This is a genomic window from Paracoccus solventivorans (genome assembly GCF_900142875.1).
Lineage (GTDB): Bacteria > Pseudomonadota > Alphaproteobacteria > Rhodobacterales > Rhodobacteraceae > Paracoccus > Paracoccus solventivorans.
This window is the reverse complement of the sequence record NZ_FRCK01000004.1, coordinates 210085-234610: the sequence shown is the minus strand read 5'-3', so window position 1 is coordinate 234610 and position 24526 is coordinate 210085. Positions and strand designations below refer to the sequence as shown.

Annotated in this window: 23 protein-coding genes; 18 read left to right on the top strand and 5 right to left on the bottom strand. The window is 71.4% G+C overall.

Annotated features, from left to right (window positions below; all coding sequences use genetic code 11):
* Window positions 1–230: 230 nt before the first annotated feature.
* The 12 genes from BUB57_RS08915 to BUB57_RS08860 all read left to right on the top strand — a co-directional run bounded on the left by BUB57_RS08915 (window position 231) and on the right by BUB57_RS08860 (window position 14494).
* Window positions 231–1886 carry an electron transfer flavoprotein-ubiquinone oxidoreductase gene (locus BUB57_RS08915; protein ID WP_073065479.1) on the top strand — a complete coding sequence of 552 codons (1656 nt, stop codon included), beginning with the start codon at window positions 231–233 and terminating at the stop codon, window positions 1884–1886.
* A 192-nt stretch (window positions 1887–2078) separates the two neighbouring features.
* A complete protein-coding gene (locus tag BUB57_RS08910; RefSeq protein WP_159435566.1) occupies window positions 2079–3914 on the top strand; it encodes a tetratricopeptide repeat protein in 1836 nt (611 codons plus the stop codon).
* A gap of 44 nt (window positions 3915–3958) precedes the next feature.
* Window positions 3959–4789, top strand: a complete 831-nt coding sequence (locus tag BUB57_RS08905; protein ID WP_143159670.1) for a 4-(cytidine 5'-diphospho)-2-C-methyl-D-erythritol kinase — start codon at window positions 3959–3961, stop codon at window positions 4787–4789.
* A gap of 34 nt (window positions 4790–4823) precedes the next feature.
* Window positions 4824–5567 carry a pyridoxine 5'-phosphate synthase gene (locus tag BUB57_RS08900; RefSeq protein ID WP_073065470.1) on the top strand — a complete coding sequence of 248 codons (744 nt, stop codon included), beginning with the start codon at window positions 4824–4826 and terminating at the stop codon, window positions 5565–5567.
* Between the two features lie 22 nt (window positions 5568–5589).
* On the top strand, window positions 5590–6363 hold the full coding sequence (locus tag BUB57_RS08895; RefSeq protein WP_073065466.1) for a hypothetical protein: 774 nt from the start codon (window positions 5590–5592) through the stop codon (window positions 6361–6363).
* A complete protein-coding gene (gene acpS / locus BUB57_RS08890) occupies window positions 6360–6827 on the top strand; it encodes a holo-ACP synthase (RefSeq protein WP_073065463.1) in 468 nt (155 codons plus the stop codon). Before BUB57_RS08895 ends, acpS begins: the two co-directional genes overlap by 4 nt.
* Window positions 6828–6882: 55 nt before the next feature.
* A complete protein-coding gene (lepB, locus tag BUB57_RS08885) occupies window positions 6883–7677 on the top strand; it encodes a signal peptidase I (protein ID WP_073065460.1) in 795 nt (264 codons plus the stop codon).
* Window positions 7678–7686: 9 nt separating this feature from the next.
* The gene (gene rnc / locus BUB57_RS08880) at window positions 7687–8376 is read left to right on the top strand and encodes a ribonuclease III (RefSeq protein WP_073065456.1); all 690 of its coding nucleotides are present in this window, start codon (window positions 7687–7689) and stop codon (window positions 8374–8376) included.
* Window positions 8373–9314, top strand: a complete 942-nt coding sequence (era, locus tag BUB57_RS08875; RefSeq protein WP_073065451.1) for a GTPase Era — start codon at window positions 8373–8375, stop codon at window positions 9312–9314. The genes rnc and era overlap by 4 nt, the downstream gene beginning before the upstream one ends.
* Window positions 9314–9640: a DUF1491 family protein gene (locus tag BUB57_RS08870; protein ID WP_073065448.1), complete on the top strand. Its 327-nt coding sequence runs from the start codon at window positions 9314–9316 to the stop codon at window positions 9638–9640. Before era ends, BUB57_RS08870 begins: the two co-directional genes overlap by 1 nt.
* A 142-nt stretch (window positions 9641–9782) precedes the next feature.
* Window positions 9783–11066, top strand: a complete 1284-nt coding sequence (locus BUB57_RS08865) for a metallophosphoesterase family protein (protein ID WP_073065445.1) — start codon at window positions 9783–9785, stop codon at window positions 11064–11066.
* Entirely contained in the window at window positions 11066–14494 is a 3429-nt protein-coding gene (locus tag BUB57_RS08860) for an AAA family ATPase (RefSeq protein WP_073065442.1), read from the top strand. The genes BUB57_RS08865 and BUB57_RS08860 overlap by 1 nt, the downstream gene beginning before the upstream one ends.
* On the opposite strand, the gene BUB57_RS08855 is transcribed toward BUB57_RS08860, so the two are convergent.
* Complete coding sequence (locus BUB57_RS08855; RefSeq protein WP_073065438.1) at window positions 14491–15708, bottom strand: NAD(P)/FAD-dependent oxidoreductase; 1218 nt, start codon at window positions 15706–15708, stop codon at window positions 14491–14493. The two genes, BUB57_RS08860 and BUB57_RS08855, sit on opposite strands and share 4 nt — an antisense overlap.
* 69 nt (window positions 15709–15777) lie before the next feature.
* Entirely contained in the window at window positions 15778–16677 is a 900-nt protein-coding gene (locus BUB57_RS08850; protein WP_073065611.1) for a hypothetical protein, read from the bottom strand.
* 82 nt (window positions 16678–16759) lie between these two features.
* Here BUB57_RS08850 and hslV point away from each other — a divergent pair, with 82 nt between their 5' ends.
* The gene (gene hslV, locus BUB57_RS08845; RefSeq protein ID WP_073065435.1) at window positions 16760–17320 is read left to right on the top strand and encodes an ATP-dependent protease subunit HslV; all 561 of its coding nucleotides are present in this window, start codon (window positions 16760–16762) and stop codon (window positions 17318–17320) included.
* Window positions 17321–17395: 75 nt separating this feature from the next.
* The gene (gene hslU, locus BUB57_RS08840; RefSeq protein WP_073065432.1) at window positions 17396–18694 is read left to right on the top strand and encodes an ATP-dependent protease ATPase subunit HslU; all 1299 of its coding nucleotides are present in this window, start codon (window positions 17396–17398) and stop codon (window positions 18692–18694) included.
* A 133-nt stretch (window positions 18695–18827) separates the two neighbouring features.
* Here hslU and BUB57_RS08835 read toward each other — a convergent pair whose 3' ends face one another.
* From BUB57_RS08835 to BUB57_RS08825, 3 genes are read right to left on the bottom strand one after another with little or no spacing between them, the layout of a single operon-like run.
* Complete coding sequence (locus BUB57_RS08835) at window positions 18828–19373, bottom strand: lipocalin family protein (RefSeq protein ID WP_073065428.1); 546 nt, start codon at window positions 19371–19373, stop codon at window positions 18828–18830.
* 58 nt (window positions 19374–19431) lie between these two features.
* Window positions 19432–20079: a pseudouridine synthase gene (locus tag BUB57_RS08830; RefSeq protein WP_073065424.1), complete on the bottom strand. Its 648-nt coding sequence runs from the start codon at window positions 20077–20079 to the stop codon at window positions 19432–19434.
* Window positions 20080–20089: 10 nt separating this feature from the next.
* The gene (locus BUB57_RS08825) at window positions 20090–20713 is read right to left on the bottom strand and encodes a LysE family translocator (RefSeq protein WP_073065420.1); all 624 of its coding nucleotides are present in this window, start codon (window positions 20711–20713) and stop codon (window positions 20090–20092) included.
* 133 nt (window positions 20714–20846) lie between these two features.
* Between BUB57_RS08825 and purH the strand changes: the two genes are divergently transcribed.
* The 4 genes from purH to BUB57_RS08805 all read left to right on the top strand — a co-directional run bounded on the left by purH (window position 20847) and on the right by BUB57_RS08805 (window position 24497).
* Entirely contained in the window at window positions 20847–22436 is a 1590-nt protein-coding gene (gene purH / locus BUB57_RS08820) for a bifunctional phosphoribosylaminoimidazolecarboxamide formyltransferase/IMP cyclohydrolase (RefSeq protein ID WP_073065417.1), read from the top strand.
* Window positions 22437–22627: 191 nt separating this feature from the next.
* Complete coding sequence (gene lspA / locus BUB57_RS08815) at window positions 22628–23200, top strand: signal peptidase II (RefSeq protein WP_073065414.1); 573 nt, start codon at window positions 22628–22630, stop codon at window positions 23198–23200.
* 30 nt (window positions 23201–23230) lie between these two features.
* Window positions 23231–23746 (top strand): DUF3035 domain-containing protein, encoded by a 516-nt coding sequence (locus BUB57_RS08810; RefSeq protein ID WP_073065410.1) that lies wholly within the window; start codon window positions 23231–23233, stop codon window positions 23744–23746.
* A 124-nt stretch (window positions 23747–23870) separates the two neighbouring features.
* Window positions 23871–24497: a YrbL family protein gene (locus BUB57_RS08805; protein WP_073065407.1), complete on the top strand. Its 627-nt coding sequence runs from the start codon at window positions 23871–23873 to the stop codon at window positions 24495–24497.
* Window positions 24498–24526: the final 29 nt, after the last annotated feature.

Genomic DNA, 24526 nt, shown 5'->3' with positions numbered 1-24526 from the left:
AAACGCCCCCGGCCTTGGGCAAGGGGCGTCAGGCTGGGGGCGTCGTCGTTTCGCGGCATCGTGGCGAAGCCGCGTTTCGCAGCATCGTGGCGCAGCCACTGGGCCGACGCAAGCGCCCAACCGCACGCATTGGCTGCTTCCTGCCTGTGCAATATCAATTGTCTCGACCGGCGATCCCCCCTATGTCGGAACCGATTCCCAGCCGAAAGACGCCACAGGAGGACGAAACCATGACCACGATCGAACGCGAATCGATGGAATTCGATGTCGTGATCGTCGGCGCGGGGCCCGCCGGCCTGTCGGCCGCGATCCGGCTGAAGCAGATCGACCCCGATCTGAACGTGGTGGTGCTGGAAAAAGGATCCGAGGTCGGCGCCCATATCCTGTCGGGCGCGGTGCTGGACCCCTGCGGGCTGAACGCGCTGCTTCCCGACTGGAAGGAACGCGGCGCCCCGATCCGCACCGAGGTGAAATCCGACAGTTTCGTCATGCTGGGGCCGGCAGGGTCGATCCGCATCCCGAACTGGCCGATGCCGAAGCTGATGTCGAACCACGGCAACTACATCGTCAGCATGGGCAATGTCTGCCGCTGGCTGGCCGAGCAGGCCGAGGCGCTGGGCGTGGAAATCTTCCCCGGCATGGCCGCCTCGGAACTGGTGATGGACGGCGACCGCGTGGCCGGCGTCGTCGCCGGCGAGATGGGCAAGGAAGCCGACGGCACCCCCGGCCCGAACTATGAGCCGGGGATGGAGCTGCGCGGCAAATATGTCTTCATCGCCGAAGGCGTGCGCGGCAGCCTCGCCCGCCAGCTGATCGAGGGCCGCGGCCTGTCCCAGGGCCACGAGCCGCAGAAATTCGGCATCGGCATGAAGGAAATCTGGGACATCGACCCGGCCAAGCACAAGGAAGGCACCGTCATCCACACGATGGGCTGGCCGCTGGGCAAGAACGCGGGCGGCGGTTCCTTCATCTATCACGCCGAGAACAACCAGGTGCTGATCGGCTTCGTGGTCCATCTGAACTACGAAAACCCGCATCTCTACCCCTATATGGAGTTCCAGCGCTTCAAGCATCACCCGATGGTGGCCGAGCTGCTCGAGGGCGGGAAGCGCGTGGCTTACGGCGCGCGGGCGATTTCCGAGGGCGGCTGGCAGTCGATTCCGAAACTGACCGTGCCGGGGGCGGTGCTGCTGGGCTGTTCGGCCGGGCTGGTCAACGTGCCGCGCATCAAGGGCAACCACAACGCCATGCTGTCGGGCATAGCCGCGGCCGAGGCGGCCGCCGCCGCCATCGCCGCCGGGCGCGAGGGCGACGAGCTGGTCGAATACGAGGCCGATGTGCGCTCTGGCCCCATCGCCCGCGACCTCAAGCGGGTGCGCAACGTCAAGCCGGCGTGGTCGCGCACCGGCATGATCGGCTCTCTGATGCTGGGCGGCATCGACATGTGGGGCGCCAGCCTGTTCCGCGCCAACATCCTGGGCAACTGGAAACACGGCAAGACCGACGCGGCCGCGACCGGCAAGGCGGCAAAGTTCAAGCCGATCGACTATCCGCGCCCGGACGGGAAACTGTCCTTTGACCGGCTGACCAACGTCGCGTTTTCCTTTACCAATCACGAGGAAAGCCAGCCCTCTCACCTGAAACTCAAGGACCAATCGGTCCCGATCCGGGTGAACCTGCCCGAATATGCGGAACCGGCGCAGCGCTATTGCCCGGCCGGCGTCTATGAGGTGGTCGAGGACGCCAGCGCCCCCGAGGGCGCGCGCTTCGTCATCAACTTTCAGAACTGCGTGCACTGCAAGACCTGCGACATCAAGGATCCGACGCAGAACATCGTCTGGACCACGCCGCAGGGGGGCGACGGCCCGAACTACCCGAATATGTGAGGCGGCAGACCGCCGCCTGCGCCCGCGCGGCGTTGCCGCCGGGCGCATCCGCGTTTAGGGTCGCGCCGCAGGTCATCTCTTGATGCGGGGCGTTGCCGTTCGATGAATCCATCCCTGATCCTGGCGCTTGTCGCCGCGCTTGGCCCGGCCCTTCCGACGGCTGCCGGCGCGCATCGGTTGCAGGCCCAGGCCGTGACGGCAGAGAGTGCAACGCCGCCGTTCCCGGTGCTGGGGCAGCGGGTCTCGCAGGCGACCGACGGCACCTATCCGGGGCTCGACCTGCGGATGGTCACCGAACCGGCGCCGGTTCCCGGCCAGGCCGGCGCCTATCTGGCCGCGCGCCAGGCCGCCGCGGAAAACGATTTTGCCGCCGCCGCGCAATATTTCAGCCAGGCGGTCGAGGCCGACCCGGCCGACGAGTTCCTGCAGGACGGCGCCATCGTGTCGCTGGTCTCGGCCGGGATGGTCGATCAGGCGGTGGCGCTGGCCGACCGCATCGAGGCCGCGGGCGGCGGCACCGAGCTGTCGGCGCTGCTGCGCCGTGTCGATCGCGCCCGGGCCGAGGACTGGCCCGCGGTGCTGCAGGTGCTGGACAGCATGCCCTCGGACCCCAGCGCGGGGGGACCGCTGCTCGACGGGCTGTTCCGCGCCTGGGCGCTGATGGGCGCGGGCCGCGCCAGCGACGCCTTTGCGCTGCTGGAAAAGATGGGCAAGGAACCCGGCGCCGGCGGCATGGCGCATTTCCAGCTGGCGCTCGCCAAGGCCAGCGTCGGCGATTACGAGGGCGCGGCCCTGCTGCTGGAAGACCCGGTGGCCTCGACCCATCTGCAGGGGCTGACCGCGCGGGTGCAGGTGCTGTCGCAGCTGGAACGCAACGACCAGGCGCTGGCGCTGTTCGAGCCGCTGGACCGGATCGAGGACGAACCGCAGCTGGCGGCGCTGCGCGACCGGCTGGCGGCGGGGGACCGCGTGCCCTTCGACGTGGTGACCAATGCGCGCGAGGGGCTGGCGCAGGTGCTGGTCACCTTTGGCGGCGCGCTGATGGGCGGGCAGGAAACCGACCCGCTGGCGCTGCTGTATGCGCGGCTGGCGCAGTATCTGGACCCCGACGAGCCCGACGCGCGGCTGCTGTCGGCGCAGCTTCTGATGAACGCCGGACAGTTCGACCTGGCCGAGCGCGATTACGAGGCGCTGCGCGCCGCCGGGCAGATGCGCCCGGTGTCGGAACTGGCGCGCATCGACACGCTGGCCCGCGCCGACCGGCTGGAGGCCGCCGAGGCCGCCGCCCGCGCGCTGACCGCCGATTACCCGCAGTTGGCGCAGGGCTGGGTCTCGCTGGGCGACGTGCTGCGCCAGCGCGACCGCTTTGCCGAGGCCGTGCCCGTCTATGACCGCGCGCTGGAGATCCTGCAGGCACAGGAGGACCCGCAGGCCAGCTGGTTCGCGCTTTACGCGCGCGGCATCTCCAGGGAACGCTCGGGCGATTACGACGGCGCCGACGCCGATTTCCAGGCGGCGCTGCAGCTGCAGCCCGACCAGGCGCCGATCCTGAACTACCTCGGTTACTCGTGGGTCGACCGCAACATCCGGCTGGACGAGGCGCTGCGGCTGATCGAGCGCGCGGTCGAGCTGCGCCCGGACGACGGCTATATCCTCGATTCGCTGGCCTGGGCCTATTACCGGCTGGGCCGTTATGCCGACGCGGTGGCGCCCATGGAACGCGCGGTCACCGTGATGTCCGAGGACAGCCTGGTCAACGACCACATGGGCGACATCTACTGGATGGTCGGCCGCAAGCGCGAGGCCGAGATCCAGTGGCACCGGGCGCAAAGCCTCTACAAGCCCGAGGACACCGACACCGACCTGCCCCGCATCCGCGCCAAGCTGCATGTCGGGCTGGACGCGGTGCTGAAGGCCGAGGCCGAGAACGGCGGCACCCTGCCCGAGGGCTTCGGCCTGCCGCCCGAACCCGCACCGCAGCCGGAGAGTGAGAACGGCGACGCGGCCGAGGACGAGGCCCAGCCCTGACGCCCCCGGCCTGCGATGACGTGACGCGGCAGGACTCCGCCCCCGTGCTGGCCCCCGCCAAGATCAACCTGGCGCTGCATGTCACCGGGCGGCGGGCGGACGGCTATCACCTGCTCGATTCGCTGGTCGTGTTCACCGCGCTGGGGGACCGCGTGCAGGTCACCCCGGCGGCGGAAACCTCGCTGACCGTGACCGGCCCGTTTGCCGATGCGGTGCCGCCCGGGGCCGACAATTTGTGCCTGCGCGCGCTCGAGGCAGTGGGCGCGCGCGCGCATGTGGTGCTGGACAAGCAGCTGCCCCCGGCCTCCGGCATCGGCGGCGGCACGGCGGATGCGGCGGCGGTGCTGCGCGCGCTTGGCCGCAGCCCCGCCCGCCCCGAGGCGCTTGGCGCCGACCTGCCCGCCTGCCTGCTGTCGCGCCCGCTGCGGATGAGCGGCGTGGGCGAGCTGATCCAGCCGCTGACGCTGCCCGTGCTGCATCTGGTGCTGGTCAATCCTCGCGTGGAAACCCCGACCCCGGCGGTGTTCGCCGCGCTCGACCGCCGCGACGGCACCCCACTGCCCGAGCCTGTGCCCGTCGCCGATGCCGATGCCGATGCCGATGCGCTGCTGCGCTGGCTGGGCAGCACCCGCAACGACCTGCAGCCCCCGGCGATGGCGCTGCGCCCGGTGATCGGCGACTGCCTGGCGGCGCTGACGGCACAGGGGGCGCAGTTCGCGCGCATGTCCGGATCCGGCGCGACCTGTTTCGGGGTGTTCCCGGACGTATCCGCGGCGCAGGCGGCGGCGCGGGCAATCCATGCCGCCAGCCCCGGCTGGTGGGTGCAGGCGACCGTCACCCTGCCGGGACTATCCCCCGCCGGCGCCGCCGGATAGACTTGCGCGCAATGTCCTTGATCCGGGGGGAACCATGCTGCGGCTTGGCGTGAACATCGACCATGTGGCCACGGTGCGCAATGCGCGCGGCACCCCCTGGCCCGACCCGCTGCGGGCAGCAGAGATCGCGCAGGACGCCGGCGCCGACGGCATCACCGCCCATCTGCGCGAGGATCGCCGCCACATCACCGACGACGACATCGCCCGGCTGGCCGAGACCCTGCGCGTGCCGCTGAACTTCGAGATGGCGGCGACCGGGGAAATGCAGGCCATCGCCCTGCGCCACCGCCCCCACGCCGTCTGCATCGTCCCCGAAAAGCGCGAGGAGCGCACGACCGAGGGCGGGCTGGACATCCTGGCCGACGAATCGCGGCTGCGCGACTTCATCGCGCCGCTGGTGGACGCCGGCTGCCGGGTGTCGATGTTCATCGGCCACGACCCGCGCCAGATTGAGGCCGCCGCCCGCATCGGCGCCGCCGTGGTCGAACTGCACACCGGCGCCTATTGCGACCTCGACACCGAGGGCCGCACGGCCGAGCGCGACGCCGAGCTGGCCGGGCTGGCGGCGGGCGCGCGGCTGGCGGCCTCGCTGGGGCTCGAGGTGCACGCGGGCCACGGGCTGACCTATGACACCGTCGGCCCGATTGCCGCGCTGCCCGAACTGCGGGAACTGAACATCGGGCATTTCCTGATCTCCGAGGCCATCTTTACCGGGCTTGGCCCGGCGATCCGCGAGATGCGGGCGCGGATGGACGCGGCGCGCGGGGTGGCGGGGTGACCGCGTCCCGGCAGGGCCGCCCATGCTGAGGCTGCTGCGCCGCCTGCGCCGGACGGCGGCGGTGGTGCTGGGGCTGCTGGGCGGCATCTGGTCCGTCCTGATGATGCTGCTGATGGCGGGATCTCTGGCGCTGAGCGTGGCGATGACCATGGTCCCGGCGGTATTCTCGGCCGTCGCGGGGGTGGTGGAATCGGTCTCCGGGGTGCGCTCGCTCGCGACCCGGCAGGCCGACGACCTGGCCCGGCTGGAACGCCGCGCCGCCCGGCTTTCGGGCGAGCTTGCCGACAGCCGCGCCGCCCAGGCCCGGCTGGCCCGCGAATTGCGCGACAGCCCCGTCACCTATCGCGGCCAGCGCCTCGCCGCGCGCGAGGCGGTCAAGGACACCGCCGAACGGGTGGCGCGGCGCACCACCTTCGCCACCTCCCGCAACCTCGCCAGCATGGCCGGAGAGGCGCTGCCGATGATCGGCGTCGGCGTGATCGTCGCCGCCACCGCGTGGGAGCTGTCGGACGCCTGCGCGCTGATGGGCGAGATGCGAGAGTTGGACGCCGCGTTCAACCCCGACGCTCCGGTCACCGACGACGAGATCTGCGGGATGAAGCCCCCGACCCGCGCCGAACTTTGGGCCAGCATCAAGGCCAGCCCCGGCGCCGCCTGGGACACGGCGCGGGGGATGTACGACAGCCTGCCCGAGGTCTCGTTCTCGGGGACCTACGCCAGCACCGTCGCCTATCTCGCCGACCGCTGGGACGCGGTGTTCGGCGACGACCCCGACCCGGCCGAGGCGCTGCCATGATCCTCGGCGTCGGCACCGACCTGTGCAACATCGACCGCATTGCCGGAGTGCTGGACCGCCACGGCGACCGCTTCCGCAACCGCGTCTTCACCGAAACCGAGCTGTCCCGCGCCGCCCGCCGCCCGCATGAACCCGCCACGCTGGCGAAACGCTGGGCCGCGAAAGAGGCGTGCAGCAAGGCGCTGGGAACCGGGCTTTCCATGGGCATCGCCTGGCGCGACATGGCGGTGGCGAACCTGCGCTCGGGCCAGCCGGTGATGAGCCTGACCGGCTGGGCGTCCGAGCGGCTGGCGGCGATGACGCCCCCCGGCCATCGAGCCCATATCCACGTCACCCTGACCGACGACCACCCTTGGGCGCAGGCCTTCGTGGTGATCGAGGCGGTGCCGGAATCGGTCCCCGCCGCGCCCGTGCTGCCCCCGCTGCGGGCGGCGCGGCCGCCCGTGCCGCGCGGTGGCGCTTGACTTCGCCCCTGTCCCGCCCCCAAGAACCCGCATCCTGCCTTTGACGAGAGATACCATGGCCCGCATGAAAACCGCGCAGAAGGACGGCGGCATCTGGGAAACGGTCAAGACCGTGTTCTGGGCGCTGGTCATCGCGGGCATCTTCCGCACCCTGTTCTTCCAGCCGTTCTGGATCCCCTCCGGCTCGATGAAGGACACGCTGCTGATCGGCGACTTCCTGTTCGTCAACAAGATGGCCTATGGCTATTCGCGCTATTCCTGCCCCTTTGCGATCTGCCCGATTCCGGGGCGGATCATGGGGTCCGAACCCGAACGCGGCGACGTGGTGGTGTTCCGCCACCCCACCCGCGGCGTCGATTTCATCAAGCGGGTGATCGGGCTGCCGGGCGACACCGTGCAGATGCAGGGCGGCCAGCTGATCCTGAACGGGCAGCCGGTGCCGCAGACCCCGAACGGCACCTTCACCGAACCCAAGCTGCCGCAGGGTCCGGCACGCTCGCTGCCGCGCTGCGCCAACGAGCCGGTGGCCGAGGGCGGCGCCTGCGAAAAGCCCCGCTTCACCGAGGAACTGCCCGGCGGGCGCAGCCACGACGTGCTGAACATCCTCGACAACTGGCCGCTGGACGACACGCCGGTGTTCACCGTCCCCGAGGGCACCTATTTCTTCATGGGCGACAACCGCGACAACTCCGAGGACAGCCGCGTGCCCGCCATCGCCGGCGGCCTCGGCTTCGTGCCCGCGGAATACCTGATCGGCCGCGCCGACCGGGTGATGTTCTCGTCCGGCGGGGCCTCGCTTTTGTATTTCTGGACCTGGCGGGGCGACCGCTTCTTCCATGCGGTGCACTGAGGTGGCGGGGTGAAGCTCTCGGCCGAGCTTGCCGCCTTCTCTGCCCGGTTGGGGCATGAGTTCGCGGACCCCTCGCTGCTGGTGCGGGCGCTGACCCATGGCAGCCTCTCCTCGGCCACCCGCCCCGACAACCAGCGGCTGGAGTTCCTGGGCGACCGGGTGCTGGGGCTGACCATCGCCGACGCGCTGCTGGCCCATGATCGCCACGCGACCGAGGGCCAGCTGGCCCCGCGCCTGAACGCGCTGGTGCGCGGCGAGACCTGCGCCCAGATCGCGCGCGAGATCGGCCTGGGCGAGGTGATGAAGCTGGGCCGGTCCGAGATGATGACCGGCGGCCGCCGCAAGGACGCGCTGCTGGGCGACGCGATGGAGGCGGTGATCGCCGCCGTCTACCTGGACGCCGGGTTCGAGGCCGCGCGCGCGGTGATCTTGCACCTGTGGGGCAAGCGGCTGGACTCGGCCGAGGCCGCGGCCTTCAACCCCAAGACCGCGCTGCAGGAATGGGCGCAGGCGCAGGGGATGGGCCCGCCCGGCTACCGCGTCGCGGAACGCTCGGGTCCCGACCACGCGCCCAGCTTCCGCATCGTGGTGCGGCTGGACGACGGGCGCGAGGCCGAGGCCAGCGGCACCGGCACCAAGCGCAACATCGAACAGGCCGCCGCAAGCGCGATGCTGGCCCAGATCGGGGAAATCCCATGACCGATATTCCGACCGACACCCAGCCCGAGATCCCCACCCGCGCCGGGTTCGTGGCGCTGATCGGCGAACCCAACGCCGGGAAATCGACGCTGCTGAACCGGATGGTGGGGGCGCGGGTCTCGATCGTGACCCACAAGGTCCAGACCACCCGCGCCCGCATCCGCGGCATCGCCATGCACGGGCCCGCGCAGGTGGTGTTCGTCGACACGCCCGGCATCTTCCGCCCCCGCCGGCGGCTGGACCGCAGCATGGTCGCGGCCGCCTGGGGCGGCGCCGCCGACGCCGACATCATCGTGCTGCTGATCGAGGCGCATCGCGGGCTGACCCCGGGCGTGCAGGAAATCCTCGACAACCTGCGCGAGAAATCCTCGGGCCGGCCGGTGGCGCTGGCGATCAACAAGATCGACCGGGTCAAGGCCGAAACCCTGCTGGCGCTGTCGCAGCGCATGAACGAGGCGTTCCCGTTCGAGCGCACCTTCATGATCTCGGCCGAGCGCGGGCACGGCACCGGCGATCTGATGGACTGGCTGGCCCAGACCCTGCCCGAGGGGCCGTGGCTCTACCCCGAGGACCAGATCGCCGACCTGCCGATGCGGATGATCGCGGCCGAGATCACCCGCGAAAAGCTGACCCTGCGCCTGCACGAGGAAATCCCCTATCAGCTGACCGTGGAAACCGAGCACTGGCAGGAACGCGACGACGGCAGCGCCCGCATCGACCAGGTGATCTATGTCAGCCGCCCCGGCCACAAGGGCATCGTGCTGGGCAAGGGCGGCGAGACGATCAAGGGCGTCAGCCGCGCCGCGCGCGAGGAAATCGCCGAGTTCATGGGCCGCCCCGTGCATCTGTTCCTGCGCGTGGCCCTGCGCGAGAACTGGCTGGACGAGGCGGAACGCTTCCGCGAGATGGGCCTCGACTTCCGCGACGGCGACGGCTGATGCAGCCGCGGCTGGCGGCGGGACTGCGGGTCGCGGCGCTCCTGCGGCGGATGGACCTGGCCGGGCGCGCCGCCTATGTCGTCCACCGCGGCGACGACACCGCCGGGGCGATCTGCCTGACCGTGCTGCGCCCGCGCGGCCGCGCCGAGCTGTGGGGGCAGGACTACGACCCGATGACCGATGCCCGCGTCTGGGCGCTGCAGGCCGAGGGCACGCCGCGCGACATCGACGCCGCCGCCGCCCGCCGCCGCGCCACCGACCCCGACCTGTGGGTGATCGAGCTGGAACTGCCCGAGGGCGAAGCCGTCGCCGGGCTGGCCGACTGACGGACGGGGGCTTCGCCCCCCGCGCTGCGTGCTCCCCCAAGGTATTTCAACCAGAAAGAAGCGCGGATTTCTTTCTGGTCCAAATACCCATGATTCCGCGACGCTTGCACTTGCCTCCGGTCCGGGGAACAGTCCCGCGCAAATGAGCTTTCGCTTCGTCCATGCCGCCGACATCCATCTGGACAGCCCGCTGCGCTCGCTGGCGCTGCGGGCGCCGCAGGTGGCCGAGCTGATCGGCACCGCCACGCGGCAGGCCTTCGTCAACATCGTCGATCTGTGCCTGGCCGAGCGGGTGGATGCGCTGCTGCTGGCCGGCGATCTTTACGACGGCGACCAGACCTCGATGACCACGGCGCGGTTCCTGGCCGCGCAGCTGGGGCGGCTGGACCAGGCCGGGATCGCGGTCCACATCATCCGCGGCAATCACGACGCGCTGTCGCGGATCACGCGCGAGCTGGTGCTGCCCGAGCTCGTGCATGTCTATGGCGACCGGCCCGAGGCCATCCCCCTGCCCCGTCCGCAAGGCGCGGTTCCGGTGATCCTGCACGGGCTGAGCTTTCGCGACCACCGGGCCGAGGCCTCGCGGCTGGCGGATTATCACCCCCCCACCCCGGATGCGGTGAATATCGGGCTGATGCACACCAGCCTCGGCGGCGCGGCGGGGCATGATCCCTATGCGCCGGTCGCGCCCGCCGATCTGGGGCGCTGGGGGTTCGATTACTGGGCGCTGGGGCATATCCACAAGCCCTCGCGGCAGCTGGCCGGGCGGGCGCAGATCGTCATGCCCGGCATCCCGCAGGGCCGCGACATCGGCGAAGCCGGGCCGCGCGGGGTGGTGCTGGTGACGATCTCGCCCGGCGGCGGCATGGTGATCGAAGACCGGCTGACCAGCGTCGCCGAGTTCGCCGAGCTGCGCGTCGATGCCGCGGGCGTGGCGGAATGGCCCGCTCTGGTCGCCCGGCTGCGCGCCGCGCTGGAGGATGCGCGCGAAACCGCGCGCTCGCCGCATCTGGTGGCGCGGGTGGTGCTGGTGGGGGCGACGCCGCTAGCCTGGCGGATCCGGCGCGACCTCGACCTGCTGCAGGCCGAAGCCGAGGCGGCGGCCGAGGCCACCGGCCGGGTCTGGATCGAGAAGCTATCCAGCCTCTGCACGCTCGACAGCGCGGACGAACCCGCGCCCGACGGCGCGCCGCTGCCCGAGCTGGGGCGGCTGATCGCGGCCGAGGTCCTGGGCAGCCCGGATTTCACCGCCGGGCTGCGCGCCGCCGCCGAGGATCTGCTGCGCCTGCTGCCCGCCGAGCTGCGCGGCAGCTTCGGCGCAGACCCCGCCGCGCTGGACGACACCCTGGCCGAGCTGGCCCGCGAGGGGGCCGAGGATGTGCTGGCGCGTCTTGCCGGCGCCAGTCACGACGACGGGGCAGCGTGATGCGGCTGATGCGGCTGGACCTGACCCGCTATGGCGGCTTTACCGACCGGGTGCTGGACTTCGGTCCCGCCACGCCCGGCCAGCCCGACCTGCATATCGTCCACGGCCCCAACGAGGCCGGCAAATCCACCCTGCTGAACGCCTGGCTGGACCTGCTGTTCGGGATCGGGCGCACCACCAGCTTCAATTTCCTGCACCCCTATCCGGCCTTGCAGATCGGGGCGCTGCTGGACCTGCCGGGCGGTGCGCGAGAGCTGCGCCGGATCAAGAAGGACCGCGATTCGCTTTGCGATGCGGACGGCCGCCCGGTCCCGGAAACCCTGCTGCACGGCGCCATGGGCGGCATCGACCGCAGCGCCTGCGCCGACATGTTCGCGCTGGACGCGGTGACCATGGAACGCGGCGGCGATTCGATCCTGTCCAGCCAGGGCGATCTGGGGCAGCTGCTGTTTTCCGCCAGCGCCGGGCTGGCCGAGCTGGGCCAGCAGCTGGAGCGGCTGCGCGAGGGCGCGGACGGTTTCCACCGCAAGGGCGGGCGCAAGACCGCGCTGCGCGAGCATCTGGCCGCGCTCGAGGCGCTGACGGCAGAGCGCCGGGGGCTGGACGTGCTCGCCTCGGACTATCGGGCGCGGCGCGAGGCGCTGGGGCTGGCGCGCGCCGCGCATGACGAGGCCACGGGGGCGCTGTCCCGCGCCGCTGCCGCCCGCGATGCCGCCAAGGCGGCGCTGGATGCGCGGCCCTGGCTGGCGGAATGGGGGGCGGTCACGACCGAGCTGGCGCCGCTGGATGGGCTGCCCGCTGCGGTGCCCGGCTGGGACCAGGCGGTGCCGCGGCTGATCGAGGAAGAGCTGCGCCTGCGCACCGAGGCCGCGGTCAACGCGCAGGCGCTGGCAAGGATCGCCGACGAGCTGGCGGCGCTTGCCCCCGACCAAGCGGCACTGGCGCTGGCCGATGATCCCGGTTTCGACGAGGAACTGCGCGCCCGTTTCCTTGCTGCGCGCGACGACCTGCCGCGGCGGCTGGCCGAGCTGGCGCTGGCCGAGGCCACCGCCGCCGCCCTCGCCGCCCGCATCGCCGAAGGTGCCGACCCCGCGACGCTGCGGATCGAGCCGGCGGCGCTGGAACGCCTGGCGGAACTGGCGACCGCGCATGAGGGGCTGGCCGCGCATCTCGCCTCGGCGCGGGCCGAGGTCGAGGCACGGGCTGATGAACTCGCCGCCGCCGGCGGGCCACTGGAGGATGAGGGCGCCGAGGACCGCGCCATCGCCGATCTGCGCGCCGCCATGGCGCCGCTGCACCGCGCCGATCTGGCGCTGCGCCGCGATCAGGCCGCCGCCGCGCTGGCCGAGGCGGTCGCCCGCCGCGATGCCGCGCTGGCGCGGCTGGCGCCGTGGCGGGGCGATGCGGATGGCTTGCGCGCGCTCGCCGTTCCCTCGGCCGAGCGGCTGGCCGGATGGCAGGCGCGGCTGGAAGCAGCCACCGCTGCCCGCGACACCGCTGCCCGCATCGCCGCCGAGCGCGCGGACGATCTGCGCCGCCGCCGCGCCGAACGCGATGCGCTGGCCGACAGCATCGGCCCCGCCGACCCTGCCCGCGCCGAGGCGCTGCGCGCGGAACGGGATGCGGCCTGGACCCGGCATCTGGCAGCGCTGGACCGCGACTCGGCTGACGCCTTCCACGCCGCGATGCAGGCGCATGACCTCGCGCTGACGGCCCAGATCGACCGCGCCGCCGAGATCGGCCGGCTTTACGCCGCACGCGCCGATGCGGGCGCGGCCGAGCGGCTGGTCAAGGCGGCGGCCGAGGCGCTGGCGGCGGCGGACTCGGCACTGGCCAATCTACGCGAAGATCTCGCCGCGCAGGTGGGCGCGATCCTGCCCGGTGGGGATTCTCTGGACCCGCTGGCCGAGCTGCCCGGCTGGCTGATGCGCCGCGACCGCGCGCTGGATCTGGCGGATGAGGCCGACGCCGCCCGCCGCCAGTCCGAGCGCACGGACGCCGAGGCCGCGCAGGCACAGCAGGCGCTGGCGGCCGCGCTGCAGGCTGCCGGCCAGCAAGCCACGGGCGAGCTGCGCCAACTGGCGGCAACGGCCGAGCGGCTGCTGGGTCGCGCCGGCGCCGAAAGCGCACGCCGGGCCGAGCGGCTGCGCCTGACCCGCGAACTTGCCGCCCGCCGGCGGGCCGAGGCCACGCGCCAGCGCGCCCTGGACGATTGGGAACAGGCGCTGGCACGGGCCTGCGCCGGCAGTTTCCTGGCGGACGCGCCGCCCGATGCCGGACGGCTGCGGGCGCTGATCCCGCTGCTGCGCGAGCTGGCGACGGTGCTGTCCCGGGCCGAGGATCTGCAGCACCGCACCCGCGCCATGCAGGACGATCAGGCCGGGTTCACCAACGCCGTGGACCGGCTGGGCGAGGCGCTGTCGCTGCCGCCGGACACGCCGCTTGCCCGCCACGCAGCCGCGCTCGCCCGGCTGGCCGAGGCCCGGCGCGTCGATGCCGCCCGCGTCCGGCTGGGGGCCGACCTGACCCGCGCCGAAGCCACTAGCGACGAGTTGCGGCAACGCCGCGCGCGGCTGGAAGCCGAGGCGGCGGCGATCATGTCCCATCTGGGCACCGCCGATCTGGCCGGGGCGCAGGCCGCGCTGGCGCGCATCGCCCGGCGCGACGAATTGCGCCGCCGCGCCGCGTGGCTTTCGGCGCAAATCCGCACCGCGCTGGGCACCGCCAGCGTCGAGGAAGCCGCCTCACGGCTGGAACCCGCATCGACCGAGAGCCTGCGCGAGGCGCTGGCCCGCGCCGAAAGCCAATGCGCCGAGGCCGAGGCGCGGCTGGAACCCGCGCGACAGGCGCTTTACCGCGCACAAGCGGCGCTGGACGGTGTGCCCGACGACGACCGCGTGGCGCTGATCGAGGCCCGCCGCCGCGCCCTGCTGCTGCAGATCGAGGACGAATCGCGGCGCTGGCTGCGCGGCCGCGCCGGCGTGATCGCCACCGACCACGCGCTGCGCAGCTATCGCGACCGCCACCGCAGCGGGATGCTGGCCCGCGCCTCGGACGTGTTCGCCGCGATCACCGGCGGCACCTATTCCGGCCTGACCGCCCAGCCCGGCAACGGCACCGAGCGGCTGATCGCGCTGACCGCCGAGGGCGGCTCGAAAGAGCCGGCGATGATGTCCAAGGGCACCCGGTTCCAGCTGTACCTGGCGCTGCGCATCGCCGGTTTCCACGAATGGGCCACGGCGCACGGGCCGGTGCCGGTGATCGCCGACGACATCATGGAAACCTTCGACGACGCCCGCAGCGCCCGGGCACTGACGGCGCTGGCCGAGGTCTCGCGCCGCTGCCAGGTCATCTACCTGACCCACCACCGCCATATCTGCGACTTGGCGCGCGAACACTGCCCCGGGGCGCGGATCCTGCCACTCTAACCCGCCGACAGCGCCGCGCGCAGGTCGTAGTCGTGGGCGGCCAGCGTGTCGCGGCTGATGCCGGCCGGCTGCGCCAGCAGGCGGCGCGCGGCCATGTGGCGGCCGGCCTGGTTGATGGTCTCGACGGCGATCAGCCGGTCCTCGCGGAAGGCCAGCACCGTGTCGGTGGCGCCGGTGGCGTCCTGCAGCGCGTGGGTCGCGTCCCAGCCGGCGGACAGCCCGGCGATCTGCAATTTCAGCGGCCCCTGGTCGGACCAGAACCACGGCAGCGCGTCATAGGGGGGCTGCTCCTGCCCGGCGATGCTGCGCGCGACATGGCGGGCATGGTCGGCGGCAGCCTGTACGGATTCGAGCCGCACGCGCCGCCCCCCTAGCGGGAAACTGGCGCAATCGCCGATGGCGAAGACCCGCGGGTCGCTGGTGCGCAGATGCCCGTCCACGGCGATGCCGTCGGCGACCGCAAGCCCGGCGTCCTGCGCAAGCTCGACATTCGGGCGCACCCCCACGGCGACCAGCACCAGATCGGCGGGGATGGTACTGCCGTCGGCCAGCGCCACGCCCGTCGCGCTTTCGTCACCAAGAATTGCGGCGCCCAGCGCGCCCAGCCGCGCCTCGACCCCGGCGCCGCGGTGGAAATCGAGGAAGCGCGCCGAGGTCGGCGGGGTCACCGCGCGCGACATCAGCCGGTCGGCGCCCTCGATCACCGTGACCTCGACGCCGGCCGCGGCGGCCACGGCCGCGAACTCCAGCCCGATGAAGCCGCCGCCGATCACCGCCGCGCGCTGTGCGCCCGCCATGGCCGCGCGCAGCGCCGCCGCGTCCGCCAGCCCGCGCAGCAGATGCACCCCCGGCAGCTCGATCCCCGGCAGCGGCGGCAGGATGTTGCGCGCGCCGGTGGCCAGCACCAGCCGGTCGAAGGGCAGCGTCTCGCCCCCCGCCAGCTGCACCCGGCCGGCGGCGAGGTCGATCCGGGCGACCGGGGTCTCGGGGCGGTAGTCCACGCCCTCGGTGTCGAAGAATCCCTGCGGCTTCAGCGCCAGCCGGCTGGCGTCGCCGTCGGCCATGTAGCCCTTGCTCAGCGGCGGGCGCTGATAGGGCAGGCCGGGCTCGTCCCCGATCAGGGTGATGCGTCCCTTAAACCCGTCCTGGCGCAGGCTGGCCGCGACCTGCAGGCCGCCCTGCCCCGCGCCGATGATGACCACATGTTCCGACATAACCCGCCCCTTGCCCGATTCCGGCCGAAACTGCGGCAAGCGGGCGGGCGGACGCAACCCCCCGGCGGCTCAGATCGGCCAGCCGCCGCGCCGCATCGCCGCCAGCATCCGTGCCCCCGCATCCGGCGCCTGCGCGTCGATGGCGCGGTGCTTGAGGAACCACCACAGATAGGGGGCGTGGTCGGGCCGGGCGGTGGCGGCGGCGGCGATGGCGGTCTGGGCGCCCAGTTCCGCCACGTTCAGGCAGGGGTGGTGAAAGTCGATCTGCGCGAACAGCACCACCGGCTTGTCCAGAATCAGCCCGTCGAACGCCACCGCGCTGTTCTGCGCCACCACGAAGGCGCAGTCGCGCAGCAGCGCCATGGTGTCGCCGCCGATGGTCAGCTTGGGATAATGGCGCTGCAACTGCGCCAGCGCGCGGCGGTCGGCCTCGGCGTAGGGCTCGGAAGGGTGCAGCGTCGCCACCACCGGGCGGCCGCTGCGGCAGGCGGCCTCGAGCATCTCGACGGGGCTGGCGGTCTGGAACGAGCGGGTGCGGCGGATCTGGCCCTGCAGCGGCACCAGCACATGGTCGCCCCGCTGCGGCGGCGGCCCAGGCAGCACCCGCTGGCGCAGGCGCTGGACAAAGGCGGCGGCGCGGGCCGGGTCCACGGTCTCCGGGTCGAACGCGGCCCGGGCAACGGCAAAGCGCCAGCGCTCGGCCACCGGCTCGATCCACCAGAACGGATAGTGATAGGCGCGGCGCAGCGTCAGGCAGCGCGGGTGCAGCGGCCGCCGCATGTAGAGCAGCGCATAATCGCCGGGGGGCGGCTCGGGGTCGGGGGCGGCCGAGGCGGGCTCGAACGCCACCCGCCAGCCCTGCGCGCGCACCGTATCCGCCAGCACCGCCATCGCCGGAAAACTGCCGGCGCGGGCCGAGGCCAGCATCTGCCCGTGCAGGTGGACGCGCAGGGTCGGGGCGGTATCCATGCCCCAGCCATAATCCGCGCAGCCGCGTTGCGAAAGCGGCACCGGGCCCATATCTGATGCCGCGGCAACGGACGAGGACGAGATGAGCGACGAGCGTTTCCCCGGCTGGCACGGCACCACGATCCTGGCGGTGCGCCGCGGGGCCGAGGTGGTGGTGGCCGGCGACGGGCAGGTCAGTGTCGGCCAGACCGTGATGAAGGGGACCGCCCGCAAGGTCCGCCGCCTGTCCCCCGGCGGCCGCGACGTGGTGGTGGGCTTTGCCGGATCGACCGCCGACGCCTTCACCCTGCTGGAACGGCTGGAAAAGAAGCTGGAAGCCGCGCCCGGGCAGTTGCAGCGCGCCTGTGTCGAGCTGGCCAAGGACTGGCGCACCGACAAATACCTGCGCAACCTCGAAGCCATGCTGATCGTCACCGACGGCGCCCAGCTTTACGTGGTGACCGGCGCCGGCGACGTGCTGGAACCCGAACATGACGTGGCCGCGATCGGCTCGGGCGGGAACTATGCACTGGCGGCAGCGCGGGCGCTGGGCGACGGCGATCTGGATGCCGAGGCGATCGCCCGCCGCGCCATGGCGATCGCCGCCGAGATCTGCGTCTATACCAACGGCAACCTGACCGTGGAACGGATCAGCGCCTCGTGACGGCGCCGCCGGACCGGGGCGCTGCCCCGGACCCCGGGATATTTTCATGATGAAGAACGAACGGAGCCTGCGGCCATGACCGACCTGACCCCCCGCCAGATCACCGCCGAGCTTGACCGCTTCATCATCGGGCAGGCCGATGCCAAGCGCGCGGTCGCGGTGGCGATGCGCAACCGCTGGCGGCGCCAGCAGCTGTCCGCCGACCTGCGCGACGAGGTGTATCCCAAGAACATCCTGATGATCGGCCCGACCGGCGTCGGCAAGACCGAGATCAGCCGGCGGCTGGCGAAACTGGCGCACGCGCCCTTCGTCAAGGTCGAGGCCACCAAGTTCACCGAGGTGGGCTATGTCGGCCGCGACGTGGAACAGATCATCCGCGACCTGGCCGACGCCGCCATGGTCGAGACCCGCCAGCGGATGCGCGAGGAGGTGACCGCGCGCGCCCGCGCCTCTGCCGAGGACCGGGTGATCGCCGCCTTGGCCGGCGAGGGCGCGCGCGAGCAGACGCGCGAGCTGTTCCGCGGCAAGCTCAAGCGCGGCGAGCTGGACGACACGGTGATCGAGCTGGAGCTGAACGACAGCTCCTCGCCCCTGGGGATGGAGATTCCGGGCCAGCCCGGCATGGGCCAGATGATGGACCTGTCGGCGCTGATGAAGGCGTTCGGCGGCCGTCGGGTGCGGCGCAAGGTCACCGTCGCGCAGTCCTACGAGCTGCTGATCGCGGAAGAGGCCGACAAGCTGCTGGACGACGAGCAGATCAAGGCCGCGGCGCTGGAATCGGTGCAGCAATCCGGCATCGTCTTCATCGACGAGATCGACAAGGTCTGCGCCCGCAGCGACGCCCGCGGCGGCGAGATCTCGCGCGAGGGCGTGCAGCGCGACCTGCTGCCGCTGATCGAGGGCACCAGTGTTTCCACGAAATACGGGCCGGTGCGCACCGATCACATCCTGTTCATCGCCTCGGGCGCGTTCCACATCGCCAAGCCCAGCGACCTGCTGCCCGAACTGCAGGGCCGCCTGCCGATCCGGGTCGAGCTGCGGGCGCTGACCGAGGCAGATTTCATCCGCATCCTGACCGAGACCGACAACGCCCTGACCCTGCAATATGCCGAGCTGATGCGGACCGAGGGCGTCGAGGTCAGCTTTACCGAGGACGGCATCGCCGCGCTGGCCCGCATCGCCGCCGAGGTGAACGGCAGCGTGGAAAACATCGGCGCGCGCCGGCTTTACACGGTGATCGAGCGGGTGTTCGAGGACCTGTCCTTCACCGCCCCCGACCGCCGGGGCGAGCGGGTGCTGGTGGACGCCGCTTTCGTCGAATCGCAGCTGGGCGACCTGGCACGCTCGGCCGATCTGTCGCGCTACGTGCTTTAAGGGGCTGGAAAGCGGCGCGGGATGGTGGCCGGGGGCGAAATCCTCCGCACATCGGCTGGAAGCATTTCAGGGAAATCCTTGCCGGATTCAGGATGTTTCCTGCCCCGACCCCTGTCCAAGTTTAGCGGGCCGCTCAGGGGGCCGGCGCGTCGCCGTGCCGGACCCGGATCAGCCGGTCCACCGGAAAGCCGCGGTCCCGGGCGATCCCGACCAGTTGCCGGTAAAGCCCGGGCTCGATTCCCGGGCGGCGCGCGAGGATCCACAGATAGCCGCGGTCCGGCCCCGAGACCAGCGCCCAGCGGTAATCCTCGTCCAGCGCAAAGACGTGGTAGCCGCCGGGAAATCCGGGGAAGAACGTGACCGCCAGGCTGGCGACCGAGGGGTCGCCCCGGAACCGCGCCGTGGCGCGGGCAGAGCGGCGCTGCCCCCCGCGCATCCCGCTGTTGACCACCTGCACGGTGCCGTCCGGCTGCAGCCGGTAATCGGCGGTAACGTCGGTCATGCCGCGCTCGAACCGGTGGTCCAGCCGGGCGATCTCATACCAGCGGCCCATGTAGCGCTCGACCTCGAAGCCCTCGACCGGGGTGATACCGCGGGGGACGCGGGTCATGACGGCGCGGGCGCAGGCGGACAGCGCGGCAACAGCGGCCAGACCGGCCGCGAGATGGCGGATACGCATGGTGATCTCCTTGACGCCGGCCCAACGTGCGCGGCGCCGAAACGATCCCTGCGGCTGCCTAGAACGGCGGCCTGGCGGTGAAACTGTGCGTCACATTGCTGTCGGGGTGGCGTAGGCGCAGCGATTCGGCGTGCAGCATCAGCCTCGGGTGATCGGCCGCCGCCCCGGTCGCATACAGCGGATCGCCCAGGATCGGGTGGCCGAGGCTGGCCATATGCACCCGCAGCTGGTGGCTGCGCCCGGTCAGCGGGAACAGCCGCACACGGGTTTCATCGTCACCGGCGCGGATCACTCGCCAGTCGGTCTGCGCCGGGCGGCCCTGCTCGTGATCGACCTTTTGCCGCGGGCGGTTCGGCCAATCCACGATCAGCGGCAGGTCCACCCGCCCGGTCGCAGGCTCCAGCCGCCCCCAGACCCGCGCGACATAGGCCTTCTTGACCTGCCGCCGCTCGAACTGCTGGCCCAGGTGTTTCTGCGCATGCGGCGTCAGCGCGAACACCATCACCCCCGAGGTGTCCAGGTCCAGCCGATGCACCAGCAGCACCGTCGGGAACGCCACCCGCAGCCGCGCGATCAGGCAGTCGGCGCGGTCCTCTCCGCGCCCCGGCACCGACAGCAGGCCGGCGGGTTTCTCCACCACCAGGATCTGGTCGTCGTGGTGGATCAGGCGCGGCTGTTCCGGGGTGGGCTGATAGACAAAGCTCATGCCAGCCGGATTACCGGGCCACCAGCCGCACCGCCAGCCCCGCGAACATCACCGCCGCGATGCGGTTGAGCAGCCCCAGCCGCCCGGCCAGCCGCAACCCAAGCCAGCCCGCCGCCGCGCCATAGCCCATGGTGACCAGCGTCCCAGTGGCGGCAAAGAACGCGCCCAGCCCGGCCAGCTGCTGCCAGACCGGGCCATAGGCCGGGCTAGTGAACTGCGGCAGGAAGGCCAGCAGGAACAGCACCGGCTTGGGGTTGAGCAGGTTGGACAGAAACCCCCGCCGCACCACGTCGCCGCGGCGGAGGGGCTTGCGCCCCGGGTCGGGCGGCGGCGCATTCCAGGCCCGCCAGGCCAGCAGCAGCAGATACCCCGCCCCCGCCCAGCGGATCGCCGCCAGCGCCTCGGGATGGGCGGCGATCAGCGCCCCCAGCCCCAGCACGCTCAGCCCGACATGGACCAGCACCCCCAGCCCCACGCCCAAGCCCGCCAGCGTCCCGTCGCGCGGCCCGCCCTGGATCCCGGCGGCGGTGGCGAACATCACGTCCTGCCCCGGCGCCGCATTCAGCACCAGCCCGCCGGTGACAAAGGCCGCCAGCTGCGGCGCGGGAATATTGGCCAGCGTGTCCCAGATCATGCGCGCATCCTTTGGCTGCGGTTGTCCGCGCAATCTGCCCTGCCCGGCGCGCAAGGGAAAGTGCGCGCGCTGGACTGTCGGCGGTGCAGCGGCTAGGAAACGGCGCAACCCAGTTGCCATCCGAAGGCCCGCCATGACCGACCGCATCCTGCTGCGCCGCGCATTGATTTCCGTTTCGGACAAGGAGGGGCTGGTCGATTTCGCCCGCGCTCTGGCCGCCCGCGGGGTCGAGCTTCTGTCCACCGGCGGCACCGCCAAGACCCTGCGCGAGGCCGGGCTGGAGGTCCGCGACGTGGCCGAGGTCACCGGCTTCCCGGAAATGATGGACGGCCGCGTCAAGACCCTGCACCCGGCGGTGCACGGCGGGCTGTTGGCGCTGCGCGACAACCCCGAGCACCGCGCTGCGATGGAAACCCACGGCATTGGCGCCATCGACCTGCTGGCGGTGAACCTCTATCCGTTCGAGGCGACGGTGGCCAAGGGCGCGGCCTATGACGACTGCATCGAGAATATCGACATCGGCGGCCCGGCGATGATCCGCGCCGCGGCCAAGAACCACGCCTATGTGACCACCATCGTCGACGTGCAGGACTACGCCGCGCTGCTGGCGGAACTGGACGCAAACGACGGCGCCACCACCCTGCCCTTCCGCCAGCGCATGGCACAGGCGGCCTATGCCCGCACCGCCGCCTATGACGCCGCGGTCAGCAGCTGGATGGCCGGCGCCATCGGCGAGACCACGCCCCGCCGCCGCGCCTTTGCCGGAACGCTGGCGCAGCCGCTGCGCTATGGCGAGAACCCGCACCAGTCGGCGGCCTTCTATACCGACGGCTCGGACCGCGCGGGCGTCGCAACCGCCCGGCAGTGGCAAGGCAAGGAACTGTCCTACAACAACATCAACGACACCGACGCCGCCTTCGAGCTGGTGGCCGAGTTCGATCCGGCCGAGGGCCCGGCGGTCACGATCATCAAGCACGCCAACCCCTGCGGCGTGGCCCGCGCGGACACGCTGGAATCGGCCTATCGCCGCGCCTTCGACTGCGACCGCACCTCGGCCTTTGGCGGGATCATCGCGCTGAACCGGACCCTGGACGAAGCCACCGCCCGCGCCATCACCGAGATCTTCACCGAGGTGGTGATCGCCCCCGACGCGGACGACGCCGCCCGCGCCGTCTTTGCCGCCAAGAAGAACCTGCGCCTGCTGACCACCGGCGGCCTGCCCGATGCGCGCGCCGGCGGGCTGACCTTCCGGCAGGTGGCCGGCGGTTTCCTGGTGCAGGACCGCGACAACGGCCATGTGACCCGCGCCGACCTGCGGGTGGTGACCCAGCGCCAGCCGACCGAGGCGGAACTGGCCGACCTGATGTTCGCCTGGACCGTCGCCAAGCACGTGAAATCCAACGCCATCGTCTATGCCCGCGACCTTGCCACCGTCGGCATCGGCGCCGGCCAAATGAGCCGGGTCGATTCCACCCGCATCGGCCGGCGCAAGTCCGAGGACATGGCCGAGGCGCTTGGCCTTTCGGCACCGCTGACCGAGGGCGCCGCAGTGGCCTCGGACGCGTTCTTCCCCTTTGCCGACGGGATCGAGGCGCTGGCCGCCGCCGGTGCCCGCGCGGTGATCCAGCCCGGCGGCTCGATGCGCGATGACGAGGTGATCGCGGCCGCCGACCGGCTGGGCCTTGCCATGGTGTTTACCGGACAGCGCCACTTCCGCCACTGATGAGCCACAGCGACGACATCCCCAGCTCTGGGCCCACCCCCGGGCCAGACCCGGCGCCCGCCCCGGCAAAGCCCGCGCCCCCGGCCCCCGGCGCTGCTGCCCCCGCGCCGCGCAAGCCCGCGGCAGCAGCGGACGGCAAGCCCGCTGCGCCCAGGCGCCGCCGCAAGCCCGCCCCGCCGCCGAAACCGGGCTTGGGCTGGGCGGCCTGGGTCGCGGTGGCGGTGCTGGCGCTGGACCAGCTGAGCAAATGGATCGTGGTGCAGCTGCTCAACCTCAAGCAAGTGCAGGCGATCGACGTCCTCGACCCGTGGCTGAACCTGCGCATGGCGTGGAACCAGGGGGTGAACTTCGGGCTGTTCAGCTCGGACGTCGAGGTAATGCGGCTGGTGCTGATCGCGGTGGCGCTGGTGATCTGCGTCTGGGTGGCGGTGTGGCTGGTGCGGGTGCGGCCGGGGCGGCTGGCGCAGATCGCGGCCGGGCTGCTGATCGGCGGCGCGCTGGGGAACGTGATCGATCGCATGGTCTATGGCGCGGTCGCCGATTTCCTGAACATGTCGCTGCCCGACTGGCGCAACCCCTACAGCTTCAACGTGGCCGACATCGCGATCTTCGCCGGGGCGATCGGGCTGGTGCTGCAGCCCGGGCCGTCGTCCGGCGCGGCGGGCGGCAAGGGCAAGCCCGCCGGCAAGGCCCAAAAGCCGCGCACCGCCGCCGCGAAGCCCAAGAGCGACAAGACCCGTGACGGCGCCCGCAAGACGCGCTAGAAGCGGGGCAACGCTCTGACTGGTGGTGCGATGCGGGCTGTTCTGTTGACTCTCTCCATGCTGACGCTGGCCGCCTGTGGCGGCGACGGCCGGCTGATGCATCTGGGCAAATCCGGCGACGGCCCCGAGGAATTCGCCATCGTCCCCACAAGATCGCTGGAAATGCCCCCCGATCTGGCCGAGCTGCCGACGCCGACCCCCGGCGGCAGCAACATCACCGACCCCAACCCCAAGGGCGACGCCATCGCCGCGCTTGGCGGCAATCCGGGGCATCTGGCCGCGCAGGGAATCGGCGCCGCCGACGCGGCGCTGATCGCCCATGCCGGGCGCGCCGGCATCCAGCCCGACATCCGCGAGGTCACCGCCGCCGAGGACGAGGCCTTCCGCGGCCGCAACCGCCGCCGCGTGATGGAAGCCATCGCCGGCGCCAACGCCTATTACCGCGTCTACGACCGGCAATCGCTGGACAGCTGGGCCGAAAACGAACGCTGGCGCCGCAGCGGCGCCCAGACCCCCAGCGCCCCTCCGCCCGGCTCGGCCCGCTGAGGCGGCTCGGCGCCTGGGCTGCGTAGAAGTGCACTGCAGCGTCCTCTATCGCAGATAAGTCCGACTGTGCTTTCCGCCTTGGTAAGGAACTAAGACTATCACGGAATTACGTTTCGAGGCGGGAATGCTTTCTGTGGAAAGCTGTGTGCGGATTGGTCAGGGGACCATCAAGAACGTCTATCAGCACCCACATGACCCGCATAAGGTCATCAAGACAATCCGCCCCGAACTTGTCGCAGATGACGGAGGCTTTGCCAGTCAAGGACCACGGCGGCGCGCCCTGTTTCAGGGTGCGTACCGCCAGTTCCGCCGTCACCTGCTGCAATATCTCCAGCTCTGCAAATCGACGCGCGGATCCGGGCAGTTCAGCTTTCCCATCGAAACCCCCTCGGGCTTGATCGGCACCACCGAAGGCCTTGGGCTGATCACGGAAAAGGTGATTGCGCCGGATGGGAAATGCTGGACCCTGCATAATCTGGCAACGGGTCCCGGGCTCGAGGACAAACATCTGCGGGCGCTTGTCAGATTCTTCGATGACTGCGTCCGGCTGCATGTCGTATTCGGCGAGGTGAATGCAGCCGGGCTGATGTACACGGAATCACGCAACGATCGCCCCGAATTCGTCCTGGTGGACGGAATCGGCGAAAAGCTTCTGATTCCGGTACGAGCGATGTCATCCAGGATCAGCGCCCGCCATGTCCGCAAGGTTCAGGCGCGCATTGTCGAGACGCTGGATATTCCGCTTCCATAGCGCGCCCGGCTCTCTGTCTTTGGTGTGAA